Source organism: Pseudomonas sp. NPDC090208 (genome assembly GCF_044746785.1).
In the GTDB taxonomy this organism is placed as follows: Bacteria; Pseudomonadota; Gammaproteobacteria; order Pseudomonadales; family Pseudomonadaceae; genus Aquipseudomonas.
The window spans coordinates 60756-83673 of the sequence record NZ_JBIVCU010000011.1 but is presented as its reverse complement, the minus strand read 5'-3'; the positions used below and the strand labels follow the sequence as shown (position 1 = coordinate 83673).

Here is a 22918-nt window from a genome sequence, read left to right as displayed (position 1 = left end):
CATGAAACGTACGATCAACTTCATGGGCGTGCGCAACATTGCGTTCGCCCTCACCATGCTCCTGACGCTGCTGGCGTTGTTCAGCTGGTTCTACAAGGGTCTGAACTTCGGTCTGGACTTCACCGGCGGTACGCTGATCGAGCTGACCTACGAGCGTCCTGCCGATCTGGGCAAGGTGCGTGAAGAGCTGGTGACTGCGGGCTATCACGAAGCCGTGGTGCAGAGTTTTGGCGCTACCACCGATCTGCTGGTGCGCATGCCGGGTGAAGACCCGCAGCTGGGTGCTCAGGTCGCCGAAGCGCTGCGCAAATCGGGTGCCGATAACCCGGCCACCGTGAAGCGCGTCGAGTTCGTTGGCCCGCAAGTCGGTGAGGAACTGCGCGACCAGGGCGGCATTGGCATGTTGCTGGCGCTGGGGGGCGTTCTGATCTATGTGGCCTTCCGCTTCCAGTGGAAGTTCGCGGTCGGCGCGATCATCTCGCTGATTCACGACGTGGTCGTGACCATGGGCATCCTGTCGTTCTTCCAGATCACCTTCGACCTGACGGTGCTGGCGGCGGTGCTGGCGATCATCGGTTACTCGCTCAACGACACTATCGTCGTGTTCGACCGGGTTCGTGAGAACTTCCGTCTGCTGCGCAAGGCTTCGCTGATCGAGAACATCAACATCTCGACCACCCAGACCCTGCTGCGTACCCTGGCGACTTCGATCTCCACGCTGCTGGCAATCGTCGCCCTGTGGATCTTCGGTGGCGACAGTCTGCACGGCTTCTCGGTGGCGCTGTTCATTGGTGTTCTGGCGGGTACCTACTCGTCGATCTACATCGCCAACGTGGTGCTGATCTGGCTGAACCTGCGCAGTGAAGACCTGCTGCCGCCGGTCACCACTGACAAGGTGGACGACCGCCCGTAAGCCAATCTTGCTGACCGGTCATCATGCTAAAAGGCGCGAGTGTGAACTCGCGCCTTTTTTTGTGCTCCAAGGCTGGGAGTAGCGTAAGAAATTGCGCTGAATACAGTCAGGAGGTTCACGTGAACAAGTCGTTGCTAGTTGGTGCGGTATTGGGTGCTGTCGGCGTGACCGCCGGCGGTGCTATGGCCACCTATAGCCTCGTGAAAAACAACGGTCCGGAGTACGCCGACGTACTCGCCGTAGAGCCTGTGAAGGAGCAGATCAAGACTCCGCGTGAAGTGTGCAAGGACGTGGCGGTGACTCACCGCGCGCCGGTCAAGGACCAGCACCAGATCGTCGGTACGGTCGTCGGTGCCCTGGCAGGTGGCCTGCTGGGTAACCAGGTCGGTGGTGGCACCGGCAAGAAAATCGCAACCGTCGCCGGTGCGGTCGGCGGTGGCTATGCCGGCAACAAGGTTCAGGAAGGCATGCAGAACCGCGACACGTACACCACCACGGAAACCCGTTGCAACACGGTCAATGACATCAGCGACAAAGTGGTGGGCTACAACGTCAAGTACAAGCTGAACGACAAGGTCGGTCAGGTGCGGATGGATCGCGATCCGGGCAACCAGATCCCGGTCAACAAGGATGGCCAGCTGGAGCTGAGCCAGGCCCAGCAACAGTAAGACGACTGTCGGCTGCATCAAAAAAACACCTCCTGATGAGGTGTTTTTTTATACCCGTAATTCGCGACGGCTGTTGTAGGAGTGAGCTTGCTCGCGATCGCGTCAGGTCAGTCAGTGCGATGTTGATTCAAGCACCGCTATCGGGAGCAAGGTCACTCCTACACGGGTAGGGCGGCGATGTTCTTTTGTAGAACAACAAGTCAGCCGCAGTCAGAAAAACGCGATGTTGTAACCGAAGCGGGCTGCTGCATTGACGATGTGCTCACCCATGATCCGTCGCGCAGCATCGGCGTCGCGGTCAATGAAGGCCTGCACCAGTTCTTCATGCTCCCCGCGTGCGGCATGGGGAATGTTGTTGTACACAGGGCCCTGGCGGGCAAACGTCATGGTGATCAGCGCACGCATCGGCTCCAGCACGGTGCGGATCATCGTCTCCAGATACTCGTTGCCCGACGCCGCCGCCACGGCGCGGTGAAAGTCGAGGTCCGCGTTGACGGTGTCCAGCGTTGGCGAACCTTCGTAGCGCATGCGCTGTACGGCATCCTGAATGATCTTCAGCTTGCGCGGGGTCATGTGCGATGCGGTCAGCGCGGCGGCCTGGCTTTCCAGCACAGCGCGCACTTCAAACATATTGCGAATGGTGTTATCGCCGTCCGGCAACACAGCACTCTCGCGTGACAATGGAGCCGTTGTCGGTGCAGGTGATTGCGGGGGCGGCTCTGGCGATAGCACGGAGGCCGCGACAAACACGCCGACACCCTGGCGCGACTGGATCAAGCCTTGCGCACGCAGGGTGGCGATACCTTCGCGCACGACGTTGCGACTGACCCCGAAGTTCTGCGCGAGAAACTGCTCGGTCGGCAATCGATCGCCCGGACGCAGGCGGCCGGAAGCAATTTCGTCGCTCAACGAGCGTGCAATGTGTTCGGCCAGATGAGGTCGTCGTGCGACGGGCTGCACATTCATTTCGCTCATGCTTGTTCCTTTTTTTCTTCCTGCTTGTCCACTTAATCTACATCAGAAGATGTGCAGCGTCAGTTAAAAACCACTTCGGCTTATCCGACGAACGAATCTCTCTCAGTAAAATCAGGGGGTTGGTTGCTGTTCTGGAAAAGTACAAGCAAAAAGCCTTAGTTGTTCTATTGTGGGACAACAGGATGTCAGGTAGGTTGTTCTCAACCTGATGCGAGCGAGGTTCTACATTCGCCGCGCCAGTCTTGTCATCTGCTTGAGGTGCAGCCTGTGAAAATTGCCAGCATTGAAACCATTCCCCTGCGTATCCCTTTCACCACGGGCGGCCGTTCGGCCGGTGGCGTGTGGGGGCCGAAAGACCTTCAGATGGTCGACTCACTGGTGGTCAAGGTGACGACCGACGACGGCATCGTCGGCTGGGGCGAAACCTTCGGCTTTACGGCGATTCCGGCAGTGAAGGTGGTGATCGACACCATTCTGGCGCCGGAGCTGATCGGTGCCGATGTCACTCGACGGGAAAAGCTGCAGGGTGATCTGCAGAAGAAGTATCACGTGTTCGGCCGCAGCGGTGCGTTCATTTTCGGTTTGTCGGCCATCGATATCGCCTTGTGGGATATCGCCGGTAAAGCCGCCGGCAAGCCGGTTTACCAGCTGCTCGGCGGCAGTGAAGCCACTTCGCTCGCGGCCTATGCCAGCCTGATCCGCTACGCCGACCCGGAGCTGATCCAGGCCAACGTCAAGCGCGCGGTCAATGACGGCTTTCGTCATCTCAAGCTGCATGAAGTGGACCTCGACACCATTCGTGCTGCCTGCGCTGCCGCCGGGCCGGGCGTGGAAATCACCCTCGACGTCAACTGCCCGTGGACCGTGCGCGAAGCGCTGGACATGGCTGAACAGCTGCGTCCGCTGAACCTGCGCTGGATCGAAGAGCCGGTGTGGCCGCCGGAAAACTACTCGGGCCTGGCGACAGTGCGCCTGCAGGGCGGTATTCCGGTCGCTGCCGGGGAAAACGCTTCGACGCTGATGGATTTCCAGAATCTGCTGGCAGCCGGCGCGGTCGATTTCGTGCAGCCAAGCCCGGCCAAGATGGGCGGCATCACCGAGCTGCAAAAGGTCTACGCGCTGGCCAACGCCCACAACGTCACCGTCATGGTTCACGCCTTTTATGACGGCCCGGGCCTGCTTGCCGCTGTGCATGGCAGCGCGGCACTGGGTGGTGCGAAGTCGTTGGTCGAATGGCGCTATTTCGATCTCGAAGCGCAACTGTACGGCGACGCGATCATTCCGAAAAGCGGCCGCATCACCGTGCCGCAAGGTCCGGGCCTGGGTATCGAGCCGGATCAGGACGTGATCCGCGAATACCGCTTCAAGCCCTGAATCGACCGTTCAGCCAGACATTCCTGCATCGCGCCGGTGGTCATCGGCGCGGCCAGCCACCGACTCGATACCTGGATAAGAACAAGAGGATTGAAGACATGTTGGACAGAATCATAGGGCCCATCCTGCCCGTCGCCTTTGTCATTCTGCTCGGCTTCATCGCCGGCAAGCGCAGACGGCTCACTCGCTCGGACAGCCTGCTGATCAGCCGGCTGGTGCTGGGCTGGATCTTCCCGGCGCTGCTGTTTGTAGGGATGGCCAGCACGCCGCGGGAACAGTTGCTCGATTTCAAATTCATCGTCGCCACCTTCATCGGCATCATGGGCATGTATGTGATGGCGATGGTCGTTGGCTGGCTGCGCTTCCGTAATCTCAAGGTGGCGACGCTCAAGGGCTTCGTCAACGGCTACCCGGACGCTGCTTTCATGGGCATTCCGATTCTCGGCACGATGTTCGGTGCGGGCAGTATTTATTCGGTGCTGGTGCTGAATCTGGTGGCCAGTCTGGTGATGATCCCGCTGACCACGATGTTCCTCACGGTCGCCGACGGAAAGGGCAGTGGGGCTCAGGCTTTCGTGTCGAGTCTGTCCGGAGCAGTGCGTCGTCCGCTGATGTGGGCGCCGGCGCTGGGTATCCTGATTTCGCTGCTGCAGATCAAGTTGCCGCCGGTGGTGGCAGAGTCGTTCACCTTGCTGGGAAAAGCGACGCCGGGTGTTTCGCTGCTGTGCCTGGGGCTGATCATGTCGTCGGAGCAGATGAAGCTGTCGGGCGAGGTGTGGACCAATCTCGGGTTGAAACTGCTGATTCACCCGGCGCTGATGATCGCTGCGACGTTGTTGCTGGGTGTGCACGGGATTTACGCCCAGCAGATGATTCTGCTGTGTGCCTTGCCGTCGGCGACGATCCCGGCGATGTTCGCCAACGAGACCGGCGCCTATCAGAGCGAGGCGGCGACATCGATTCTGGTGAGTACGGTGCTGTCGATCCTGACCTTTCCGGCGGCGATTTATCTGATTGATGGCGGGCTGGCCGCGTGACTCGTTTGTAGGAGTGAGCTTGCTCGCGATGGCATCAGGTCAGTCGATACGATGTTGATTCAGGCGCTGCTATCGCGAGCAAGCTCACTCCTACAGGGTTCAAAGGCGTTCATTGATAGATCGCGGGACATAAAAAAACCGGCCAATGGCCGGTTTTTTTTTGCAGCTGCTTGAAGCTTAACGCTTCAGCGAAGCCGGGACGTAAGGTGCGATCGAGGTCAGTACGGCCTTGAAGCACTTGGTGTTGCCTGCAACGATGTGACCTTTTTCGAGGAAGTCGTGGCCGCCATTGAAGTCGCTGACCAGGCCACCAGCTTCCTGAATCAGCAGGGCGCCGGCTGCCATGTCCCATTCGGACAGGCCCGATTCCCAGAACGCGTCGAAGCGACCGGCTGCCACGTAAGCCAGGTCCAGGCTGGCAGCGCCGGCGCGGCGGATGCCGGCGGTCTGGCCGACCAGAGAGCGGAACATGTTCAGGTAGTTTTCCAGATTGTCCATCTGGTTTTCGCGGAACGGGAAACCGGTACCGAGCAGAGCGCCTTCCAGGCTCTTGCGTGGGCTGACGCGCAGGCGGCGACCATTCAGCTGAGCGCCACGGCCACGGGTGGCGGTGAATTCTTCCTGGCGGACCGGGTCCAGAACGACGGCGTGTTCCAGGCGGCCACGGTATTTGCAGGCGATGCTGACGGCGAAATGCGGGACGCCACGGACGAAGTTGGTGGTACCGTCCAGTGGGTCGATGATCCACAGGTAGTCGGCGCCTTCGCCACTGCCTTCGCGCAGGCCGCTTTCTTCACCCAGGATGCCGTGGGTAGGATAGGCCTTGAGCAGGGCGTCGATGATGGTTTTTTCGGCGGCGCGATCAACTTCGCTGACGTAGTCTTTGGCGTCTTTTTCGTCGACCTTGATGGTATCCAGGCGCTCGATGGAGCGGAAAATCAATTCGCTGGCGCTGCGGGCGGCGCGCAGCGCGATATTCAGCATGGGCTGCATGGATGTATCACCTAGGTCTGTTAAAGAGAGCCGGGCATTCTATGGGTTCTTGCCGACGATTTCCAGCGCGAGTGCGGCCTTTTACGGTGCGTCCGGTCGCCTCATGTGCGGCGATCCGTGGCGTTGCCGGGGTCGCTTCTGTAACATTCGTCCCCCTTTTCACCTGCTAGCGAGGCTTCGCCATTGCTGCAACATATTCGTGTAGTCCTGGTCGGTACCAGCCATCCGGGCAATATCGGCGGCGCCGCCCGAGCCATGAAAAACATGGGGCTTTCGCGCCTGGTGCTGGTTGATCCGGCGCAGTTTCCCCATGCGGATGCCGATGCTCGTGCGTCGGGCGCTACCGATATTCTGGAAAGCGCGCAGGTGGTCGCCACGCTGGAAGAGGCGCTGGTCGGTGCCAATCTGGTCATGGGTACCAGCGCCCGCGACCGCAAGATTCCGTGGCCGCTGCTCGATCCCCGGGAATCCGGCAGCATGGCCATCGAGCATGCCGGGCAGGGCGAGGAGATCGCGCTGGTGTTCGGCCGTGAATACGCCGGCCTGACCAACGAAGAGCTGCAGCGCTGTCATTACCATGTGCATATTCCGTCCAACCCCGATTTCAGCTCGCTGAACCTCGCTGCCGCCGTCCAGGTGCTCAGCTATGAGGCGCGCATGGCGTGGCTGGCGGCCGAGGGGCGGGCGACCACGGTGAAGAAGGTCGATGCGGCGACGGCGCACGCCGACGAGTTGGTGGCAATGGATGACATGGAGAAATTCTATGAGCATTTGCAGGCCACTCTGGTGAAGATTGGCTTCCTCGATCCGGAAAAGCCGCGCCATCTGATGGCCAGACTGCGGCGGCTGTACGGTCGTTCGGACATCAGCCGATCTGAAATGAGCATTTTGCGTGGCATCCTCACCGAGACCCAGAAAGCGGCCGACGGTGAGCCCTACAAGCGGAAGGATCAGTGATGTTCGAGCGTCTGCGAGAAGACATTCAAAGCGTTTTTCACCGTGACCCGGCAGCCCGCAACGCGTTTGAAGTGCTGACCTGCTATCCCGGCATGCACGCGATCTGGCTGCATCGGGTATCCGGCTGGCTGTGGCGCAAGGACCTGAAATGGTCGGCACGCATGGTGTCCAACTTCGGTCGCTGGTTCACCGGCATCGAAATTCATCCGGGTGCCAAGGTGGGTCGGCGTTTCTTCATCGATCACGGCATGGGCATCGTGATTGGCGAAACCGCCGAAATCGGCGATGACGTCACGCTGTATCAGGGGGTGACCCTGGGCGGCACAAGCTGGAATAAAGGAAAGCGCCACCCGACCCTGGAGTCCGGCGTCGTGGTGGGGGCGGGTGCCAAGGTGCTCGGCCCGTTCACGGTCGGCGCTGGCGCCAAGGTCGGCTCCAATGCGGTGGTGACCAAGCCGGTGCCGGCTGGTGCGACGGTGGTGGGGATTCCCGGGCGAATCATCGTCAAATCCGGCGACGAGGCCGAAGCCAAGCGCAAGGCCATGGCCGAGAAGATCGGCTTTGATGCCTACGGCGTCGGTGAAGACATGCCGGACCCGGTGGCCAAGGCCATCGGCCAGTTGCTCGACCATCTGCAGGCGGTCGATGTGCGCATGGAAGACATGGGCAAGGCGCTCAAGAGCCTCGGCTGCGAATACCGGGAGAAGGCGCTTCCGGAGCTGCAACAGGACGTATTCGAATGCATCAAGGAGCGCAACGAGACCAAGGTCGGTCAGGGTGTTTGACGGCCTTGGCTGTAAAAGGGTCGTTGTAACGTACTATTCGACATCGGCTTTTGCTATTATGCCGCCCGCTCTTTGCGGGTAATCCCGACTGTTTCAGTAGGTCTTAAAGTTGACTTAAATAGTCGGGAATAGCATACTCGCGCTTATTCCGAACCTCCGCGGTACACGTCATGCGACTGACTACAAAGGGCCGATACGCCGTAACTGCCATGCTTGATCTGGCGTTACATGCGCAGCATGGGCCAGTGTCTCTGGCCGATATCTCCGAGCGGCAAGGGATTTCCCTTTCCTATCTCGAGCAGCTGTTCGCCAAGCTGCGTCGTGGCAATCTGGTGTCCAGCGTACGCGGGCCCGGCGGTGGCTATCAGCTGTCCCGCAACATGCAGGGCATTCAGGTGGCGCAGGTGATCGATGCGGTCAACGAATCGGTCGATGCGACACGCTGTCAGGGACTCGGTGATTGCCATGCTGGCGATACCTGTCTGACCCACCACTTGTGGTGTGACCTCAGTCAGCAGATTCACGAATTTCTAAGCGGTATCAGCCTGGCTGACCTCGTCACTCGCCGTGAAGTGCAGGAAGTCGCCCAGCGCCAGGACCTGCGTCGTTGCGGTAGCAAGACCCAGACCCTGGACAAGATTGAAACATCCGCCGTTGAGTGAACGCAGATGAACGCGCGGCGCGCCTGCCCGATAGGAGATATTCAATGAGATTGCCGATTTACCTCGATTATTCCGCGACGACTCCAGTCGACCCGCGTGTTGCGCAGAAAATGAGCGATTGCCTGCTGATGGATGGCAACTTCGGTAACCCGGCTTCGCGCTCCCACGTCTTTGGCTGGAAAGCCGAAGAGTCGGTCGAGAACGCTCGCCGTCAGGTCGCCGATCTGGTCAATGCCGACCCGCGTGAAATCGTCTGGACCTCCGGTGCCACCGAGTCCGACAACCTGGCAATCAAAGGTGCGGCGCATTTCTACGCCACCAAAGGCAAGCACCTGATCACCAGCAAGATCGAGCACAAGGCAGTCCTCGACACCATGCGCCAACTGGAGCGCGAAGGTTTCGAAGTCACTTATCTGGAACCGACCGAAGATGGCCTGATCACTCCGGCCATGGTTGAAGCAGCGCTGCGCGAAGACACCATTCTGGTGTCGGTCATGCACGTCAACAACGAAATCGGCACCGTCAACGACATCGCTGCCATTGGCGAACTGACCCGTTCGCGCGGCGTGCTGTTCCATGTCGATGCTGCCCAGTCCACCGGCAAGGTCGAGATCGATCTGGCCAAGCTGAAAGTCGACATGATGTCCTTCTCGGCGCACAAGACCTACGGTCCTAAAGGCATCGGCGCGCTGTACGTCAGCCGCAAGCCTCGCGTGCGCATCGAAGCCACCATGCACGGTGGTGGTCATGAGCGCGGCATGCGTTCCGGTACCCTGGCGACCCACCAGATCGTTGGCATGGGTGAAGCGTTCCGCATCGCCAAAGAAGACATGGCGACCGAAAACGTGCGCATCAAGGCGCTCAGCGACCGCTTCTTCAAGCAGGTCGAGCACCTCGAAGAGCTGTACGTCAACGGTAGCCTGACTGCCCGCGTACCGCACAACCTGAACCTGAGCTTCAACTACGTCGAAGGCGAGTCGCTGATCATGGCGCTCAAGGACCTCGCGGTTTCCTCGGGTTCGGCCTGCACCTCGGCTTCGCTGGAGCCTTCGTACGTACTGCGCGCCCTGGGCCGCAACGACGAACTGGCACACAGCTCTATCCGTTTCACGTTCGGTCGTTTCACCACCGAAGAAGAAATCGACTACGCCGCGCAGAAAGTCTGCGAAGCCGTGACCAAGCTGCGTGCTCTGTCGCCGCTGTGGGACATGTTCAAGGATGGCGTCGACATCTCGAAGATCGAGTGGGCCGCACACTAATTTCAAGTCGCCACATGATGCGGCGCTTTGAAAACCGGGTTTTTGAAGTGTCGCCAGAGCGACAGTCTGATTTGATGAGGATATGAACCATGGCTTACAGCGAAAAGGTCATCGACCACTACGAGAACCCGCGCAACGTCGGCAAGATGAACGCGGAAGATCCTGATGTCGGCACCGGCATGGTCGGCGCGCCGGCGTGCGGCGACGTCATGCGTCTGCAGATCAAGGTCAACGAGCAGGGCATCATCGAAGACGCCAAGTTCAAGACTTACGGCTGCGGCTCTGCCATCGCTTCCAGCTCCCTGGCCACCGAGTGGATGAAGGGCAAGACACTGGACGAAGCTGAAACCATCAAAAACACCCAGCTGGCTGAAGAACTGGCGCTGCCGCCGGTCAAGATCCACTGCTCGGTACTCGCCGAAGACGCCATCAAGGCCGCCGTTCGCGATTACAAGCAGAAGAAAGGTCTGCTCTAAGCAGTCAGCTTGCGACAAGTCACTTGCGTGAAGTAAGGAGTTCCGATGGCTATCAGCATGACCGAAGCGGCCGCCAACCACGTACGTCGTTCCCTCGAAGGGCGCGGCAAGGGTGATGGCATTCGCCTGGGTGTCCGCACTACAGGTTGCTCGGGCCTTGCCTATGTGCTCGAGTTCGTCGACGAACCGGAAAGCGAAGACACCGTGTTCGAACAGCATGGCGTCAAGGTGATCATCGATCCCAAGAGCCTGGTTTACCTGGACGGCACCGAGCTGGATTTCGTCAAGGAAGGGTTGAACGAGGGCTTCAAGTTCAACAACCCCAACTCGCGCGGTGAATGCGGCTGCGGCGAAAGCTTCAACGTCTGAGGCTTATTGTGGGTACTCCTTGTCATTTCGCTTTGTTCGATCTGCAGCCGGGCTTTACGCTGGACCTCGATCTGCTGGCCACCCGCTATCGCGAGCTTGCCCGCGGCGTGCACCCCGACCGTTTCGCTGACGCTTCCGAGCGTGAGCAACGTGTCGCGCTGGAGCGCTCGGCAGCCTTGAATGACGCCTACCAGACGCTGAAAAGCGCGCCGAAACGCGCGCGTTATCTGCTGGCGCTCAAGGGTGAGGTTCCGCTGGAGGTCACCGTTCACGATCCCGATTTCCTGATGCAGCAGATGCAGTGGCGCGAAGAGCTCGAAGATCTGCAGGATGAAGCGGATCTGGACGGCGTCGCGACCTTCAAGCGGCGCCTCAAGGCGGCTCAGGAAAACCTGAACGAAAGCTTCGCGGCCTGTTGGGACGATGCTGTACAGCGTGAGCAGGCCGAACGGTTGATGCGCCGCATGCAGTTCCTCGACAAGCTCTCTTACGAAGTGCGCCAGCTGGAAGAGCGCCTCGACGATTAACCCCGCGTCGCCCCTGGGCGGCGCGCCAGTGATATCAGAACAGCAATGGCTCTACTGCAGATCGCCGAACCCGGCCAAAGTCCAAAACCTCATCAGCGTCGTCTGGCCGTCGGGATCGATCTCGGCACCACCAACTCGCTGGTCGCTGCGCTGCGCAGCGGTATCAGTGAACCGCTGCCGGATGCAGACGGTGCAGTCATTCTGCCGTCGGCCGTGCGCTATCACGCCGACCGCGTGGAAGTCGGCCAGTCGGCCAAAGACGCCGCCGCCACCGATCCGCTGAACACCATTATTTCGGTCAAGCGCCTGATGGGGCGCGGCATCGCCGACGTGAAGCACCTCGGCGAACAGCTGCCGTACCGCTTTATCGGTGGCGAGTCGCACATGCCGTTCATCGAGACCGTGCAGGGCGCGAAAAGCCCGGTGGAGGTCTCGGCAGACATTCTGAAAGTGCTACGTCAGCGCGCTGAAGCGACTCTGGGTGGCGATCTGGTGGGGGCGGTGATCACCGTGCCGGCCTATTTCGACGACGCGCAGCGCCAGGCCACCAAGGACGCAGCCAAGCTGGCTGGCCTGACCGTATTGCGCCTGCTCAACGAGCCGACCGCCGCGGCGGTGGCCTATGGTCTGGACCAAAACGCCGAAGGCGTCGTGGCCATTTATGACCTGGGCGGCGGTACCTTCGATATCTCCATCCTGCGCCTGACTGGCGGTGTCTTCGAAGTCATGGCTACTGGCGGCGACAGTGCCTTGGGCGGCGACGATTTCGACCACGCCATTGCCAGCTGGATCATCAGCGAAGCCGGCCTGTCCGACGATCTCGATCCGGCTGCCCAGCGCAGCCTGATGCAGACGGCCTGTGCGGCCAAAGAGGCGCTGACCGACACTGATTCGGTCGATGTCGTGCACGGTGCATGGCGTGGTGTGTTGACCCGCGCGGCCTTCAACGAGCTGATCGAACCGATGATTGCGCGCAGCCTCAAGGCTTGCCGCCGTGCGGTGCGTGATTGCGGCATCGAGTTGGACGAAGTCGAGGCAGTGGTCATGGTCGGTGGTTCGACCCGTGTTCCGCGTGTGCGTGAAGCCGTTGGCGAGCTGTTCGGTCGTCAGCCGCTGACCTCGATCGACCCTGATCAGGTGGTCGCCATCGGTGCGGCGATCCAGGCCGATACTCTGGCCGGCAACAAGCGCGACGGCGGCGAACTGCTGCTGCTCGATGTGATTCCGCTGTCCCTCGGTCTTGAGACCATGGGCGGCCTGATGGAAAAGGTGATTCCGCGCAACACCACGATTCCGGTGGCCCGTGCGCAGGAGTTCACCACTTACAAAGACGGCCAGTCGGCGATGATGATTCACGTGCTGCAAGGTGAGCGTGAATTGATCAGCGACTGCCGTTCCCTGGCCCGTTTCGACCTGCGTGGCATTCCGGCGATGGTGGCCGGTGCGGCGAAGATTCGCGTGACGTTCCAGGTCGATGCCGACGGTCTGCTGAGCGTTTCCGCTCGCGAACTGGCCTCGGGCGTCGAATCCAGCATTCAGGTCAAGCCGTCCTATGGCCTGACCGACGGCGAAATCACCCGCATGCTCAAGGATTCCTTCCAGTACGCCGGCGACGACAAGGTTGCCCGTGCGCTGCGGGAGCAGCAGGTTGATGCCCAGCGTCTGCTGGAGGCGGTCGAAGGTGCCTTGCAGGCCGACGGCGAGCGTCTGCTCGATGCCGAAGAGCGCATGGTCATCGAAATGCAGATGGACGAACTTCGTGAATTGATGAAGGGCACCGACGGTCTGGCGATCGAGCAACAGACCAAGCGTCTGTCGCAGGTCACCGACGCATTCGCCGCCCGCCGCCTGGACTCGACGGTGAAAGCCGCCCTGGCAGGACGCAACCTGAATGAGATTGAGGAATAACTGATGCCGCAGGTGATTTTTCTGCCCCACCACGAATTTTGCCCGGACGGGCTGGTGGTCGAGGCTGAGGAGGGTGTCTCTATCCTCGAACTGGCTCACGAACACCACATCGAGATGGAAAGTGCCTGTGGCGGCGTCTGCGCCTGCACCACCTGTCACTGCATCATCCGCGAAGGTTTCAATTCGCTGGAAGAGGCCGACGAGCTGGAAGAAGACTATCTTGATCGTGCGTGGGGCCTGGAAGCGCAGTCGCGTCTGGCCTGTCAGGCCAAGGTCGGCAAGGAAGACCTGACCGTCGAAATCCCGAAATATTCGCTCAACCACGCCGCCGAAGCGCCGCACTGATCGAGAAGCTGTCATGAGTTACGGATGGAATGATGTACAGCGCATTGCCGAAGAACTGGCCGAAGCCAAGCCGGGCGTCGACCCGTATTCGGTGAATTTCGTCGAGCTTCAGCAGTGGATCAAGGCGTTGCCGGATTTTGACGACGCCTCGGGTCGGGTCGGCGAGAAGGTCCTGGAAGCGGTCCAGACCCTTTGGGCCGATGAAATAGACTGATCATCTTTGCAAGTTAGGCAATACAACAGAACCCGCGTATAATTCGCGGGTTTAATTTTTCGCAACAATCACTGTTTCTGGAGTTTCACATGGCTGTTCAACGTACTTTCTCGATCATCAAGCCTGACGCCGTTGCTAAAAACGTAATCGGCGAGATCACCACCCGTTTCGAAAAAGCCGGTCTGCGCGTCGTGGCTTCGAAACTGAAGCAACTGTCCAAGGCCGAAGCAGAAGGTTTCTACGCTGAGCACAGCGCTCGTGGCTTCTTCGGTGACCTGGTTGCCTTCATGACTTCCGGTCCGGTTGTCGTTCAGGTTCTGGAAGGCGAAAACGCCATCCTGAAAAACCGCGAACTGATGGGCGCTACCAACCCTAAAGAAGCTGCTGCCGGCACCATCCGCGCTGACTTCGCCGAGTCCATCGACGCCAACGCCGTTCACGGTTCGGACTCCGAAGCTGCTGCTGCCCGCGAAATCGCTTACTTCTTCGCTGCTACCGAGGTAACCACTCGCTAAGCTGCTGCCGCGAGTGAAGGTGAATCCCCATGACTGAAACAACTGGCAAAATCAACCTGTTGGGTCTGACCCAGCCGGAAATGGAAAAATTCTTCGAGTCGATCGGGGAGAAACGCTTCCGCGCCGGTCAGGTCATGAAGTGGATTCACCATTATGGCGTCGATAACTTCGACGCCATGACCAACGTCGGCAAGGCGCTGCGCGAGAAGCTCGAACGCCGTGCCGAAATCCGCGGTCCGGAAGTCGTCAGCGAGGACATCTCCAGCGATGGCACCCGTAAATGGGTGGTGCGCGTGGCGTCCGGCAGCTGCGTCGAGACCGTGTACATCCCGCAAGGCAAGCGCGGCACCCTGTGTGTCTCGTCCCAGGCGGGCTGCGCGCTGGATTGCAGTTTCTGCTCCACCGGCAAGCAAGGCTTCAACAGCAACCTCACCGCCGCCGAAGTCATCGGCCAGGTGTGGATTGCCAACAAATCCTTTGGCAGTATCCCGGCCACCATCGACCGCGCGATTACCAACGTGGTGATGATGGGCATGGGCGAGCCATTGCTCAATTTCGACAATGTCGTGGCGGCCATGCATCTGATGATGGATGACCTGGGCTACGGCATTTCCAAGCGCCGGGTGACCCTGTCCACCTCCGGCGTGGTGCCGATGATCGATGAGCTGGCCAAGCACATCGACGTTTCGCTGGCCCTGTCGCTGCACGCGCCGAACGACGCGCTGCGCAACCAGCTGGTGCCGATCAACAAGAAGTACCCGCTTTCGGTCCTGCTCGAATCGTGCCGCAACTACATGTCGGCGCTGGGCGAGAAGCGCGTGCTGACCGTCGAGTACACCCTGCTCAAGGACGTCAACGACCGTCCGGAGCACGCAGTCGAGATGATCGAACTGCTCAAGGACACGCCGTGCAAGATCAACCTGATCCCGTTCAACCCGTTCCCGCATTCGGGCTACGAGCGGCCGAGCAACAACGCGATCCGGCGTTTCCAGGATCTGCTGCATAACGCCGGCTACAACGTCACTGTCCGCACCACCCGTGGCGAAGACATCGACGCCGCCTGCGGCCAGTTGGTCGGACAGGTCATGGACCGCACTCGCCGCAGCGAGCGCTATATCGCCGTGCGCGAACTCAGCGCCGAGGCCGATGAGGCTCAAGTCGCTGTGGCTCGCAACTGACTGCGAATTTGACTGAGAGGATCTCTATGTCCCTGCGCGCTGCGCTGATGCTGTGTTCTGCAACGTTGCTCGCAGCCTGTGTGTCCACCGGCAACGTCGATCCGCTGAGTACCGGCAAGGGACGTGAAGAGGCGCGCCAGGCCTATGTGCAACTGGGCCTGGGCTATCTGCAGCAAGGGCAGATGGAGCGCGCCAAGGCGCCGCTGAAGAAGGCGCTGGAGCTGGACGGTTCCGATGCCGATGCCAACGCCGCCCTTGCGTTGGTCTTTCAGACTGAACTTGAACCGGAACTGGCCAATCAGTATTACGGCAAGGCGCTGTCCGCTCGTCCCAAGGATGCGCGAATCCTCAACAACTACGGCGGTTTCCTTTACGAGCAAAAACGCTACAAGGAAGCCTACGCGCGCTTTGAACAGGCCGCCGATGATAACCTTTACGCCGAACGCGCCCGGGTCTTCGAAAACCTGGGGATGACCTCGCTGAAGCTGGGCGACCGCGACAAGGCGCTGGAACATTTCAACAAGGCCTTGCGGCTTGATCGTCAACAACCTCGCGCATTGCTGGAAATGGCTGAGTTGTCTTACGAAGACAGGCATTATGTGCCGGCGCGTGACTACTATGACCGTTTCAGCCAGTTGAGCCAGCAGAATGCACGCAGCCTGTTGCTGGGTACGCGGTTGGCGAAGATCTACGACGATCGCGACAAGGCAGCCAGTTATGGCCTGCAACTCAAAAGACTCTATCCCGGTACGCCGGAATATCAGCAATACCTGTCGGAGCAAAGATGAAAGCGGCGCATCCTGAAGTTGTAGCAGCCAATCGCTCGAATCCTGGCGAAACCTTGCGTCAGGCACGCGAGAGCAAAAACTGGTCGCTGCCCGATGTGGCGTTGAGGCTGAACCTCACCGCGACTTCCCTGGGGTATCTGGAAGCCGGCGAATTCGAAAAGCTCCCTGGCCATACCTTTGCCCGGGGTTATATCCGTGCCTACGCCAAACTGCTGGGCCTGGAACAGGCTACGCTGGTCAATGACTTCGACCAGTACACCGGCACCGACGGCAAAGGCAGCAACGTTCACGCGCTGGGTCGTATCGAAGAGCCGGTGCGGCTGTCGCACAACATCCTGCGCATTGTCAGCCTGCTGCTGCTGGTCGCCTTGATCGGCGGCGGTTTCGTGCTGTGGCAGGATCAGACCGGTCAGCGCGGCAAGGAGCCGACCAGCCTGGGCATGGAACACGTCGAAGTCGAAAGCGCCGACGGCACCACGCAGATTCATCCGCTCGACGAACCGGAAGACCAGCCTGCCGCAGAAGCGCAGAATGGCAATCAGGCGTCGCTGCCGCTGAACAATGCTGCGCCTGCACCGACCACTGAAGCACCGGTTGTACCGACTCCGGCACCGACTGCTGCCGCTCCGGCGACACCTGCCGTACCGGCCCATGGCACGACGGCTGCACCTGCGCCCGCCACGGCAGTTGCGCCTGCACACACCGCGCCAGTGCCGACCGCGCCTGCCACTGCGGCAGTGCCTGCACCGGTTCCGACGCCGGCTCCGGCACCAACCAGCGGTGAGCCTGTTGCCGTACCGGCCGGTTTCGGCCATGTGCAGCTTCAATTCACTGCCGACTGCTGGTACCAGGTCACCGATGCCAATGGCAAAGTGCTGACCAGCGGTCTGAAACACAAGGGTGACAGCGTGGACGTCAGCGGCAAGCCGCCACTGGCCCTGCGCCTGGGCTATGCCCGTGGCGCTCAGGTCAGCTACAACGGCCAGCCGGTCGATGTCGCACCGTTTACTAGTGGCGAGACCGCTCGCCTGAAGCTGGGACAATAAGTCATGCACGGCGAATCTCCGATCAAACGTCGCGAATCTCGGAAAATCTGGGTCGGCTCGGTGCCGGTTGGCGGTGATGCGCCGATCGCGGTGCAGAGCATGACCAACAGCGACACCAACGACGTCGCTGCAACCGTCGCACAGATCAACCGTCTGGAAGCCGCGGGCGTGGACATCGTCCGCGTCTCCGTGCCGGACATGGACGCTGCCGAGGCGTTCGGACGCATCAAGCAACTGGTCAAGGTGCCGCTGGTCGCCGACATTCATTTCGACTACAAGATCGCCTTGCGCGTGGCCGAATTGGGTGTCGACTGTCTGCGCATCAATCCGGGCAACATCGGTCGTGAAGACCGTGTGCGCGCGGTGGTTGATGCCGCCCGTGACCGCGGCATCCCGATCCGTATCGGCGTCAACGCCGGGTCGCTGGAAAAAGACCTGCAGAAGAAATACGGCGAGCCTACGCCGGCGGCGCTGGTCGAGTCGGCGCTGCGCCATGTCGAACACCTCGACCGGCTGGATTTCCAGGACTTCAAGGTCAGCGTCAAGGCGTCCGACGTGTTCATGGCGGTGGAAGCCTATCGCCTGCTGGCCAAACAAATTGTCCAGCCGCTGCACCTCGGGATTACCGAAGCGGGTGGATTGCGCTCGGGCACGGTGAAATCGGCCGTCGGCCTAGGTATGCTGCTGGCCGAAGGCATCGGCGACACCATCCGTATTTCGCTGGCTGCCGATCCTGTCGAGGAAGTGAAAGTCGGTTACGACATCCTCAAGTCGCTGCACCTGCGTTCCCGTGGCATCAACTTCATCGCCTGCCCGAGCTGCTCGCGGCAGAACTTCGATGTGGTCAAGACCATGAACGAGCTGGAAGGGCGCCTTGAAGACCTGCTGGTGCCGCTCGATGTGGCGGTGATCGGCTGTGTGGTCAACGGTCCCGGCGAAGCCAAGGAAGCCCATATCGGCTTGACCGGTGGCACGCCGAACCTGATCTACATCGACGGCAAGCCTTCGCAAAAGCTGACCAATGACAACCTTGTGGACGAGCTTGAACGCCTGATCCGCGAGAAAGCGGCCGAGAAGGCCCAGGCCGACGCAGCGCTGATCGTTCGCGGCTAACCCAGTTTCCAAGGAATTTTTGTGAGTAAGTCTCTGCAAGCCATCCGTGGCATGAACGACATCCTGCCGGACCAGACGCCGCTGTGGCGCTACTTCGAAGGCACCGTATCGCGTCTGCTGGACAACTACGGCTATCGCCAGATCCGCATGCCGATCGTCGAATTCACCGACCTGTTCAAACGCTCCATCGGCGAAGTCACCGACATCGTCGAAAAAGAGATGTACACCTTCGCCGACCGCAACGGCGACTCGCTGACCCTGCGCCCTGAAGGCACGGCGGCCTGCGTGCGCGCGGTGCTGGAACATGGCATCACCGGCGGCGGTCAGGTGCAGAAACTGTGGTACATCGGCCCGATGTTCCGCCACGAACGTCCGCAGAAAGGCCGTTATCGCCAGTTCCACCAGATCGGCTGCGAAGTGTTCAACCTCGACGGTCCGGACATCGACGCCGAACTGATCGTGCTGACCTGGCGCCTGTGGGGCCTGCTGGGCATCCGCAACGCGGTCAAGCTTGAGCTCAACAGCCTGGGCACCAGTGAAGCCCGTGCGCGCTATCGCGATGCGTTGGTCGAATTCCTCTCGGCTCGTCTGGACCAACTGGACGAAGACAGCCAGCGCCGTCTGAAGACCAACCCGCTGCGCGTGCTGGACACCAAGCATCCGGAAACCCAGGCCGTTCTGGTCGATGCGCCGAAGCTGGCAGATTACCTGGACGAAGAGTCGCGCGTTCACTTCGAAGGTCTGAAAGCGCGTCTGGACGCCGCTGGCATCCCTTACGTGATCAACCCGAAACTGGTGCGTGGCCTGGATTACTACAGCAAGACCGTGTTCGAGTGGGTCACCGACCAGCTCGGCGCCCAGGGCACCGTCTGTGCCGGTGGCCGTTACGACGGTCTGGTCGAGCAGATGGGCGGCAAACCGACCCCAGGCGTCGGTTTCGCCATGGGCATCGAGCGTCTGGTGCTGCTGCTGGAAACCCTGCAGCAGGTGCCGGAAGAGATCTCGCGCACCATCGACGTGTATGTCTGCGCTTTCGGCGAAGCGGCCGAACTGGCAGCGCTGGCCTTGTCCGAGCGCCTGCGTGACGAATCGCCGAACCTTCGCCTGCAGGTCAACGCCGGGGCTGGCAGCTTCAAGAGCCAGTTCAAGAAGGCTGACAAGAGCGGCGCATTGTATGCGCTGATCCTCGGTGATGAGGAACTGGCTCGCAAGGAAGTGGGCGTCAAGCCACTGCGCGGCCAGGGCGAGCAACAAGACATTGCCTGGGATGCGCTGTCCGCACACCTGGCCGCCTGCATCCAGCAGGGCTGAAGCCGAATAACAAGCGATTAGCGAAAGCGAATAGGAGTATTGGGGTGTCGAGTAGCGATGAAGAACAACTGGCCGCGGTAAAGGACTGGTGGCAGCGTAACGGCAAGCCATTGGTCACCGGTGGTCTGATCGCAGTGATCGTAGTGTTGGGCTGGCAGTTCTGGCACCGCTATCAGAACAGCCAGGCACAAGGTGCATCGGCCCTCTATCAGCAACTGCTGGAAACGGCGTTGACCCCGAGTGGTCAGGCCGATGCCGGTCGCGTGGCGGAAATCTCCGGCAAACTGAAAAGCGAGTTCGGTGGCAGCGCATACGCCCAGTACGGCAGCCTGTTCGTGGCCAAGGTCGCGGTGGACACCGGCAAACTCGATGACGCTGCCAACGAGCTGAAAAGCGTGACCGACAAGCCGGCCAACGCCACCCTGGGCGAAATCGCCCGTCAGCGTCTGGCCCGTGTTCTCGCGGCGCAGAACAAGGCTGAAGATGCCCTGAAGCTGCTCGACGGTCAGGCCGACAAGGCCTTTGCCGCCAGCCGTGAAGAGCTGCGTGGCGACCTGCTGGTTCAGCTGGGTCGTACCGATGACGCGTACGCTGCATACAAGAAGGCCAAGGCTGCGCTGTCCGAAGAGGCGGCTGTCGGTGGTCTGCAAATGAAGCTCGACGATCTGGCGAAAGGGGATGCGTGACGTGATTCGTTGGAAACATGCAGCATTGCTGGCTCTGGCCATTCTGGCCGCGGGTTGCAGCAGCAACAGCAAAAAGGAATTGCCGCCGGCCGAGCTGACCGACTTCAAAGAAGAAGTAGTCCTGCAGAAGCTGTGGAGCCGTTCGGTCGGTGACGGCCAGGGTGACATCTACAACATCCTGGTTCCGGCCATCGACGGCGAGAACATCTACGCTGCCGACGCCAACGGTCTGGTCATGGCCATCAACCGCAACAGCGGTGACGTGGTCTGGAAGAAAGAACTCGAACAGCCGGTTTCCGGCGCTGTCGGTGTCGGTTCCGGTCTGGTCATGCTCGGCACCCTGCGTGGTGAAGTGATCGTTCTGGATCAGGCCACCGGCGAGCAGAAGTGGAAAGCCAAGGCGACCAGCGAAGTGCTGTCGGCACCGGCCACCAACGGTGACGTGGTGGTTGCGCAGACCCAGGACGACCGTGTGATCGGTTACGACGCCACCACCGGTGACCGTCGCTGGATCTACGAAAGCAGCCCTGCGGTACTGACCCTGCGTGGTACTGGCGCACCGCTGGTCAACGGCCGTCTGGCCTTTGCCGGCCTGTCGACCGGCAAGGTCGTTGCGCTGGACACCTCCAACGGCGTGCCGGTGTGGGAACAACGCGTAGCGATCCCGCAAGGTCGCTCGGAGCTGGACCGTGTCGTCGATATCGACGGCGGTCTGCTGCTGTCCAACGGCACCCTGTACGTCGCGACCTATCAGGGGCGCGTTGCCGGTCTGGAAATGCAGAGCGGTCGTGTCCTGTGGCAGCGTGATGCTTCCAGCTACTCGGGCGTTGCCCAGGGCTTCGGCAGCGTCTACGTGTCGCTGGCCAACGGCACCGTGGAAGGCGTCGACGAGCGTTCGTCCACCGGTCTGTGGAGCAACGAATCGCTGGCCCGTCGCCAGTTGGGTGCACCGGAGGTGTTCTCCAGCTACGTGGCAGTCGGCGACATGGAAGGCTACCTGCACCTGCTCAGCCAGGTCGACGGTCACTTCGTGGGCCGGGAAAAGATCGACAGCGACGGCCTGCGTGCGCGTCCGCTGGTCTCGGGCAACACCATTTATGTCTTCGGCAACAGCGGCAAGCTGGAAGCGCTGACGATCAAGTAGTGGCTGTCTATGCTTGAGGGGGCCATCACCGGCTTTCCTCTGGCGGCCCCGCACTGTCGGGGCCTGCGACACTTTTGGTGTCGCTCCGAACTCCGGCCGCTGCCTTGCAGCGGCTTTTGTATTTTCTGAAATAACGAAGTGGAGAGCCGCATGGTTCCCGTAATCGCCCTGGTGGGTCGACCGAACGTCGGCAAGTCCACCTTGTTCAACCGCCTGACCCGTAGTCGCGACGCCATCGTCGGCGACCTGTCCGGTCTGACCCGGGATCGCCAGTACGGTGAGGCCAAGTGGCAAGGGCGTTCCTATATCGTGATCGACACCGGCGGTATCTCCGGCGACGAGCATGGCATGGACGAAAAAATGGCCGAGCAGTCGCTGCTGGCCATCGAAGAAGCCGATGTGGTGCTGTTCCTGGTGGACGCCAAGGTCGGCTTCACCGCTGCCGACCAGATGATCGGCGAGCACCTGCGCAAGCGCAACAAGACCTCTTACGTGATCGCCAACAAGGTCGACAACATCGACCCGGACATGGCTCGCGCCGAGTTCAGCCCGCTGGGCATGGGCGATGCGATCCCGATTGCCGGCGCCCACGGTCGTGGCATTTCGCAGATGCTGGAAATCACCCTCGGCGGCTTCCCCAAGGATGCCGATGAGGTCGAGGAAGGCGAAGAAGAGGACGTCGCCGAGGGCGAGGAAGCCAAGCGCATTCCAGGCCCGAGCGAGAAAGATGGCATCAAGATCGCCATTATCGGTCGTCCGAACGTCGGCAAGTCGACCCTGGTCAACCGCATGCTCGGTGAAGACCGGGTCATCGTCTACGATCAGCCAGGCACCACCCGCGACAGTATCTACATCCCGTTCGAGCGCAACGAAGAGAAGTACACGCTGATCGACACCGCCGGTGTGCGCAAGCGCGGCAAGATCCACGAGGAAGTCGAAAAGTTCTCGGTGGTGAAGACCCTGCAGGCGATCAAGGACGCCAACGTGGTGATCTTCGTCATGGACGCCCGCGAAGGCGTGGTCGACCACGACCTCAACCTGCTCGGCTTCGCGCTGGAAGCCGGCCGTGCGCTGGTCATCGCCCTGAACAAATGGGACGGCATGGAGCCAAGCGAGCGTGATTACGTGAAGACCGAATTGCAGCGCCGGCTGTTCTTCGTCGACTTCGCCGACATTCACTTCATCTCCGCGCTGCACGGCACTGGCGTCGGTAACCTGTACCAGTCGGTGCAGGCATCGTTCAAATCGGCGGTCACCCGCTGGCCGACCAGCCGTCTGACCCAGATCCTCGAAGACGCCGTCAGCGAGCACCAGCCACCGATGGTCAACGGTCGCCGGATCAAGCTGCGTTACGCTCACTTGGGCGGTGCCAACCCGCCGCTGATCGTGATCCACGGCAACCAGGTCGAGAAGGTGCCGAAGTCGTACATTCGTTACCTGGAGAACACTTATCGCCGTGTACTCAAGCTGGTCGGTACGCCGATCCGCATCGAGTTCAAGGGCGGTGAAAACCCGTACGAGGGCAACAAGAACACGCTGACCGACCGCCAGGTCAACAAGAAGCGTCGTTTGATGTCGCACCACAAGAAAGCCGAGAAGAAGCGCAAGGACAAGCGTTGATTCTGTAAGGGACTTTCTTCGAAAAGGCGCCAATGGCGCCTTTTTTTGTATTCAC

General features: G+C 60.7%; 25 protein-coding genes. 23 read left to right on the top strand and 2 right to left on the bottom strand.

Going from position 1 to position 22918, the window contains the following annotated elements:
* Position 1: 1 nt before the first annotated feature.
* Complete coding sequence (secF, locus tag ACIPL0_RS18930; RefSeq protein ID WP_400598006.1) at positions 2-913, top strand: protein translocase subunit SecF; 912 nt, start codon at positions 2-4, stop codon at positions 911-913.
* 119 nt (positions 914-1032) lie between these two features.
* Positions 1033-1581 carry a glycine zipper 2TM domain-containing protein gene (locus ACIPL0_RS18925; protein ID WP_400598008.1) on the top strand — a complete coding sequence of 183 codons (549 nt, stop codon included), beginning with the start codon at positions 1033-1035 and terminating at the stop codon, positions 1579-1581.
* Positions 1582-1791: 210 nt separating this feature from the next.
* Here the strand turns inward: ACIPL0_RS18925 and ACIPL0_RS18920 are convergent, their stop codons facing one another.
* On the bottom strand, positions 1792-2556 hold the full coding sequence (locus ACIPL0_RS18920; RefSeq protein WP_400598009.1) for a FadR/GntR family transcriptional regulator: 765 nt from the start codon (positions 2554-2556) through the stop codon (positions 1792-1794).
* 267 nt (positions 2557-2823) lie between these two features.
* Here ACIPL0_RS18920 and ACIPL0_RS18915 point away from each other — a divergent pair, with 267 nt between their 5' ends.
* Both ACIPL0_RS18915 and ACIPL0_RS18910 read left to right on the top strand, forming a co-directional pair.
* Positions 2824-3930 (top strand): mandelate racemase/muconate lactonizing enzyme family protein, encoded by a 1107-nt coding sequence (locus ACIPL0_RS18915; RefSeq protein WP_400598010.1) that lies wholly within the window; start codon positions 2824-2826, stop codon positions 3928-3930.
* Between the two features lie 98 nt (positions 3931-4028).
* Complete coding sequence (locus tag ACIPL0_RS18910; RefSeq protein ID WP_400598012.1) at positions 4029-4967, top strand: AEC family transporter; 939 nt, start codon at positions 4029-4031, stop codon at positions 4965-4967.
* Positions 4968-5144: 177 nt separating this feature from the next.
* On the opposite strand, the gene suhB is transcribed toward ACIPL0_RS18910, so the two are convergent.
* Positions 5145-5960 (bottom strand): inositol-phosphate phosphatase, encoded by an 816-nt coding sequence (suhB, locus tag ACIPL0_RS18905; RefSeq protein ID WP_400731566.1) that lies wholly within the window; start codon positions 5958-5960, stop codon positions 5145-5147.
* Positions 5961-6143: 183 nt separating this feature from the next.
* On the opposite strand from suhB, the gene trmJ reads away from it, so the two are divergent.
* The 19 genes from trmJ to der all read left to right on the top strand — a co-directional run bounded on the left by trmJ (position 6144) and on the right by der (position 22863).
* Positions 6144-6917, top strand: a complete 774-nt coding sequence (trmJ, locus tag ACIPL0_RS18900; protein WP_400598016.1) for a tRNA (cytosine(32)/uridine(32)-2'-O)-methyltransferase TrmJ — start codon at positions 6144-6146, stop codon at positions 6915-6917.
* Positions 6917-7702, top strand: coding sequence for a serine O-acetyltransferase (gene cysE, locus ACIPL0_RS18895; RefSeq protein WP_400598018.1), 786 nt, complete (start codon positions 6917-6919; stop codon positions 7700-7702). The genes trmJ and cysE overlap by 1 nt, the downstream gene beginning before the upstream one ends.
* Positions 7703-7872: 170 nt before the next feature.
* A complete protein-coding gene (gene iscR, locus ACIPL0_RS18890) occupies positions 7873-8364 on the top strand; it encodes a Fe-S cluster assembly transcriptional regulator IscR (RefSeq protein ID WP_400598021.1) in 492 nt (163 codons plus the stop codon).
* A gap of 44 nt (positions 8365-8408) precedes the next feature.
* Positions 8409-9623 (top strand): IscS subfamily cysteine desulfurase, encoded by a 1215-nt coding sequence (locus ACIPL0_RS18885; protein ID WP_400598023.1) that lies wholly within the window; start codon positions 8409-8411, stop codon positions 9621-9623.
* Positions 9624-9712: 89 nt separating this feature from the next.
* A complete protein-coding gene (iscU, locus tag ACIPL0_RS18880; protein WP_062383507.1) occupies positions 9713-10099 on the top strand; it encodes a Fe-S cluster assembly scaffold IscU in 387 nt (128 codons plus the stop codon).
* Between the two features lie 45 nt (positions 10100-10144).
* A complete protein-coding gene (gene iscA / locus ACIPL0_RS18875) occupies positions 10145-10468 on the top strand; it encodes an iron-sulfur cluster assembly protein IscA (RefSeq protein WP_400598025.1) in 324 nt (107 codons plus the stop codon).
* A gap of 8 nt (positions 10469-10476) precedes the next feature.
* On the top strand, positions 10477-10995 hold the full coding sequence (hscB, locus tag ACIPL0_RS18870) for a co-chaperone HscB (RefSeq protein WP_400598027.1): 519 nt from the start codon (positions 10477-10479) through the stop codon (positions 10993-10995).
* A 45-nt stretch (positions 10996-11040) separates the two neighbouring features.
* Positions 11041-12903, top strand: a complete 1863-nt coding sequence (gene hscA, locus ACIPL0_RS18865) for a Fe-S protein assembly chaperone HscA (protein WP_400598030.1) — start codon at positions 11041-11043, stop codon at positions 12901-12903.
* Between the two features lie 3 nt (positions 12904-12906).
* Positions 12907-13248 (top strand): ISC system 2Fe-2S type ferredoxin, encoded by a 342-nt coding sequence (fdx, locus tag ACIPL0_RS18860; RefSeq protein ID WP_400598031.1) that lies wholly within the window; start codon positions 12907-12909, stop codon positions 13246-13248.
* Between the two features lie 13 nt (positions 13249-13261).
* Positions 13262-13462, top strand: coding sequence for a Fe-S cluster assembly protein IscX (iscX, locus tag ACIPL0_RS18855; protein ID WP_400598033.1), 201 nt, complete (start codon positions 13262-13264; stop codon positions 13460-13462).
* Positions 13463-13551: 89 nt separating this feature from the next.
* Positions 13552-13977: a nucleoside-diphosphate kinase gene (gene ndk / locus ACIPL0_RS18850; protein ID WP_120125639.1), complete on the top strand. Its 426-nt coding sequence runs from the start codon at positions 13552-13554 to the stop codon at positions 13975-13977.
* 29 nt (positions 13978-14006) lie between these two features.
* Positions 14007-15155 (top strand): 23S rRNA (adenine(2503)-C(2))-methyltransferase RlmN, encoded by a 1149-nt coding sequence (rlmN, locus tag ACIPL0_RS18845; protein WP_400598035.1) that lies wholly within the window; start codon positions 14007-14009, stop codon positions 15153-15155.
* A gap of 26 nt (positions 15156-15181) precedes the next feature.
* Positions 15182-15943 (top strand): type IV pilus biogenesis/stability protein PilW, encoded by a 762-nt coding sequence (gene pilW, locus ACIPL0_RS18840; RefSeq protein ID WP_400598038.1) that lies wholly within the window; start codon positions 15182-15184, stop codon positions 15941-15943.
* On the top strand, positions 15940-16989 hold the full coding sequence (locus ACIPL0_RS18835; protein WP_400598039.1) for a RodZ domain-containing protein: 1050 nt from the start codon (positions 15940-15942) through the stop codon (positions 16987-16989). Before pilW ends, ACIPL0_RS18835 begins: the two co-directional genes overlap by 4 nt.
* A gap of 3 nt (positions 16990-16992) precedes the next feature.
* The gene (gene ispG / locus ACIPL0_RS18830; RefSeq protein ID WP_062383477.1) at positions 16993-18102 is read left to right on the top strand and encodes a flavodoxin-dependent (E)-4-hydroxy-3-methylbut-2-enyl-diphosphate synthase; all 1110 of its coding nucleotides are present in this window, start codon (positions 16993-16995) and stop codon (positions 18100-18102) included.
* A 21-nt stretch (positions 18103-18123) separates the two neighbouring features.
* Complete coding sequence (gene hisS, locus ACIPL0_RS18825; RefSeq protein WP_400598042.1) at positions 18124-19413, top strand: histidine--tRNA ligase; 1290 nt, start codon at positions 18124-18126, stop codon at positions 19411-19413.
* 44 nt (positions 19414-19457) lie between these two features.
* Positions 19458-20099: a YfgM family protein gene (locus tag ACIPL0_RS18820; protein ID WP_400598044.1), complete on the top strand. Its 642-nt coding sequence runs from the start codon at positions 19458-19460 to the stop codon at positions 20097-20099.
* On the top strand, positions 20092-21243 hold the full coding sequence (gene bamB / locus ACIPL0_RS18815) for an outer membrane protein assembly factor BamB (RefSeq protein WP_400598046.1): 1152 nt from the start codon (positions 20092-20094) through the stop codon (positions 21241-21243). The genes ACIPL0_RS18820 and bamB overlap by 8 nt, the downstream gene beginning before the upstream one ends.
* 150 nt (positions 21244-21393) lie before the next feature.
* A complete protein-coding gene (gene der / locus ACIPL0_RS18810) occupies positions 21394-22863 on the top strand; it encodes a ribosome biogenesis GTPase Der (protein ID WP_400598048.1) in 1470 nt (489 codons plus the stop codon).
* Positions 22864-22918 lie beyond the last annotated feature (55 nt).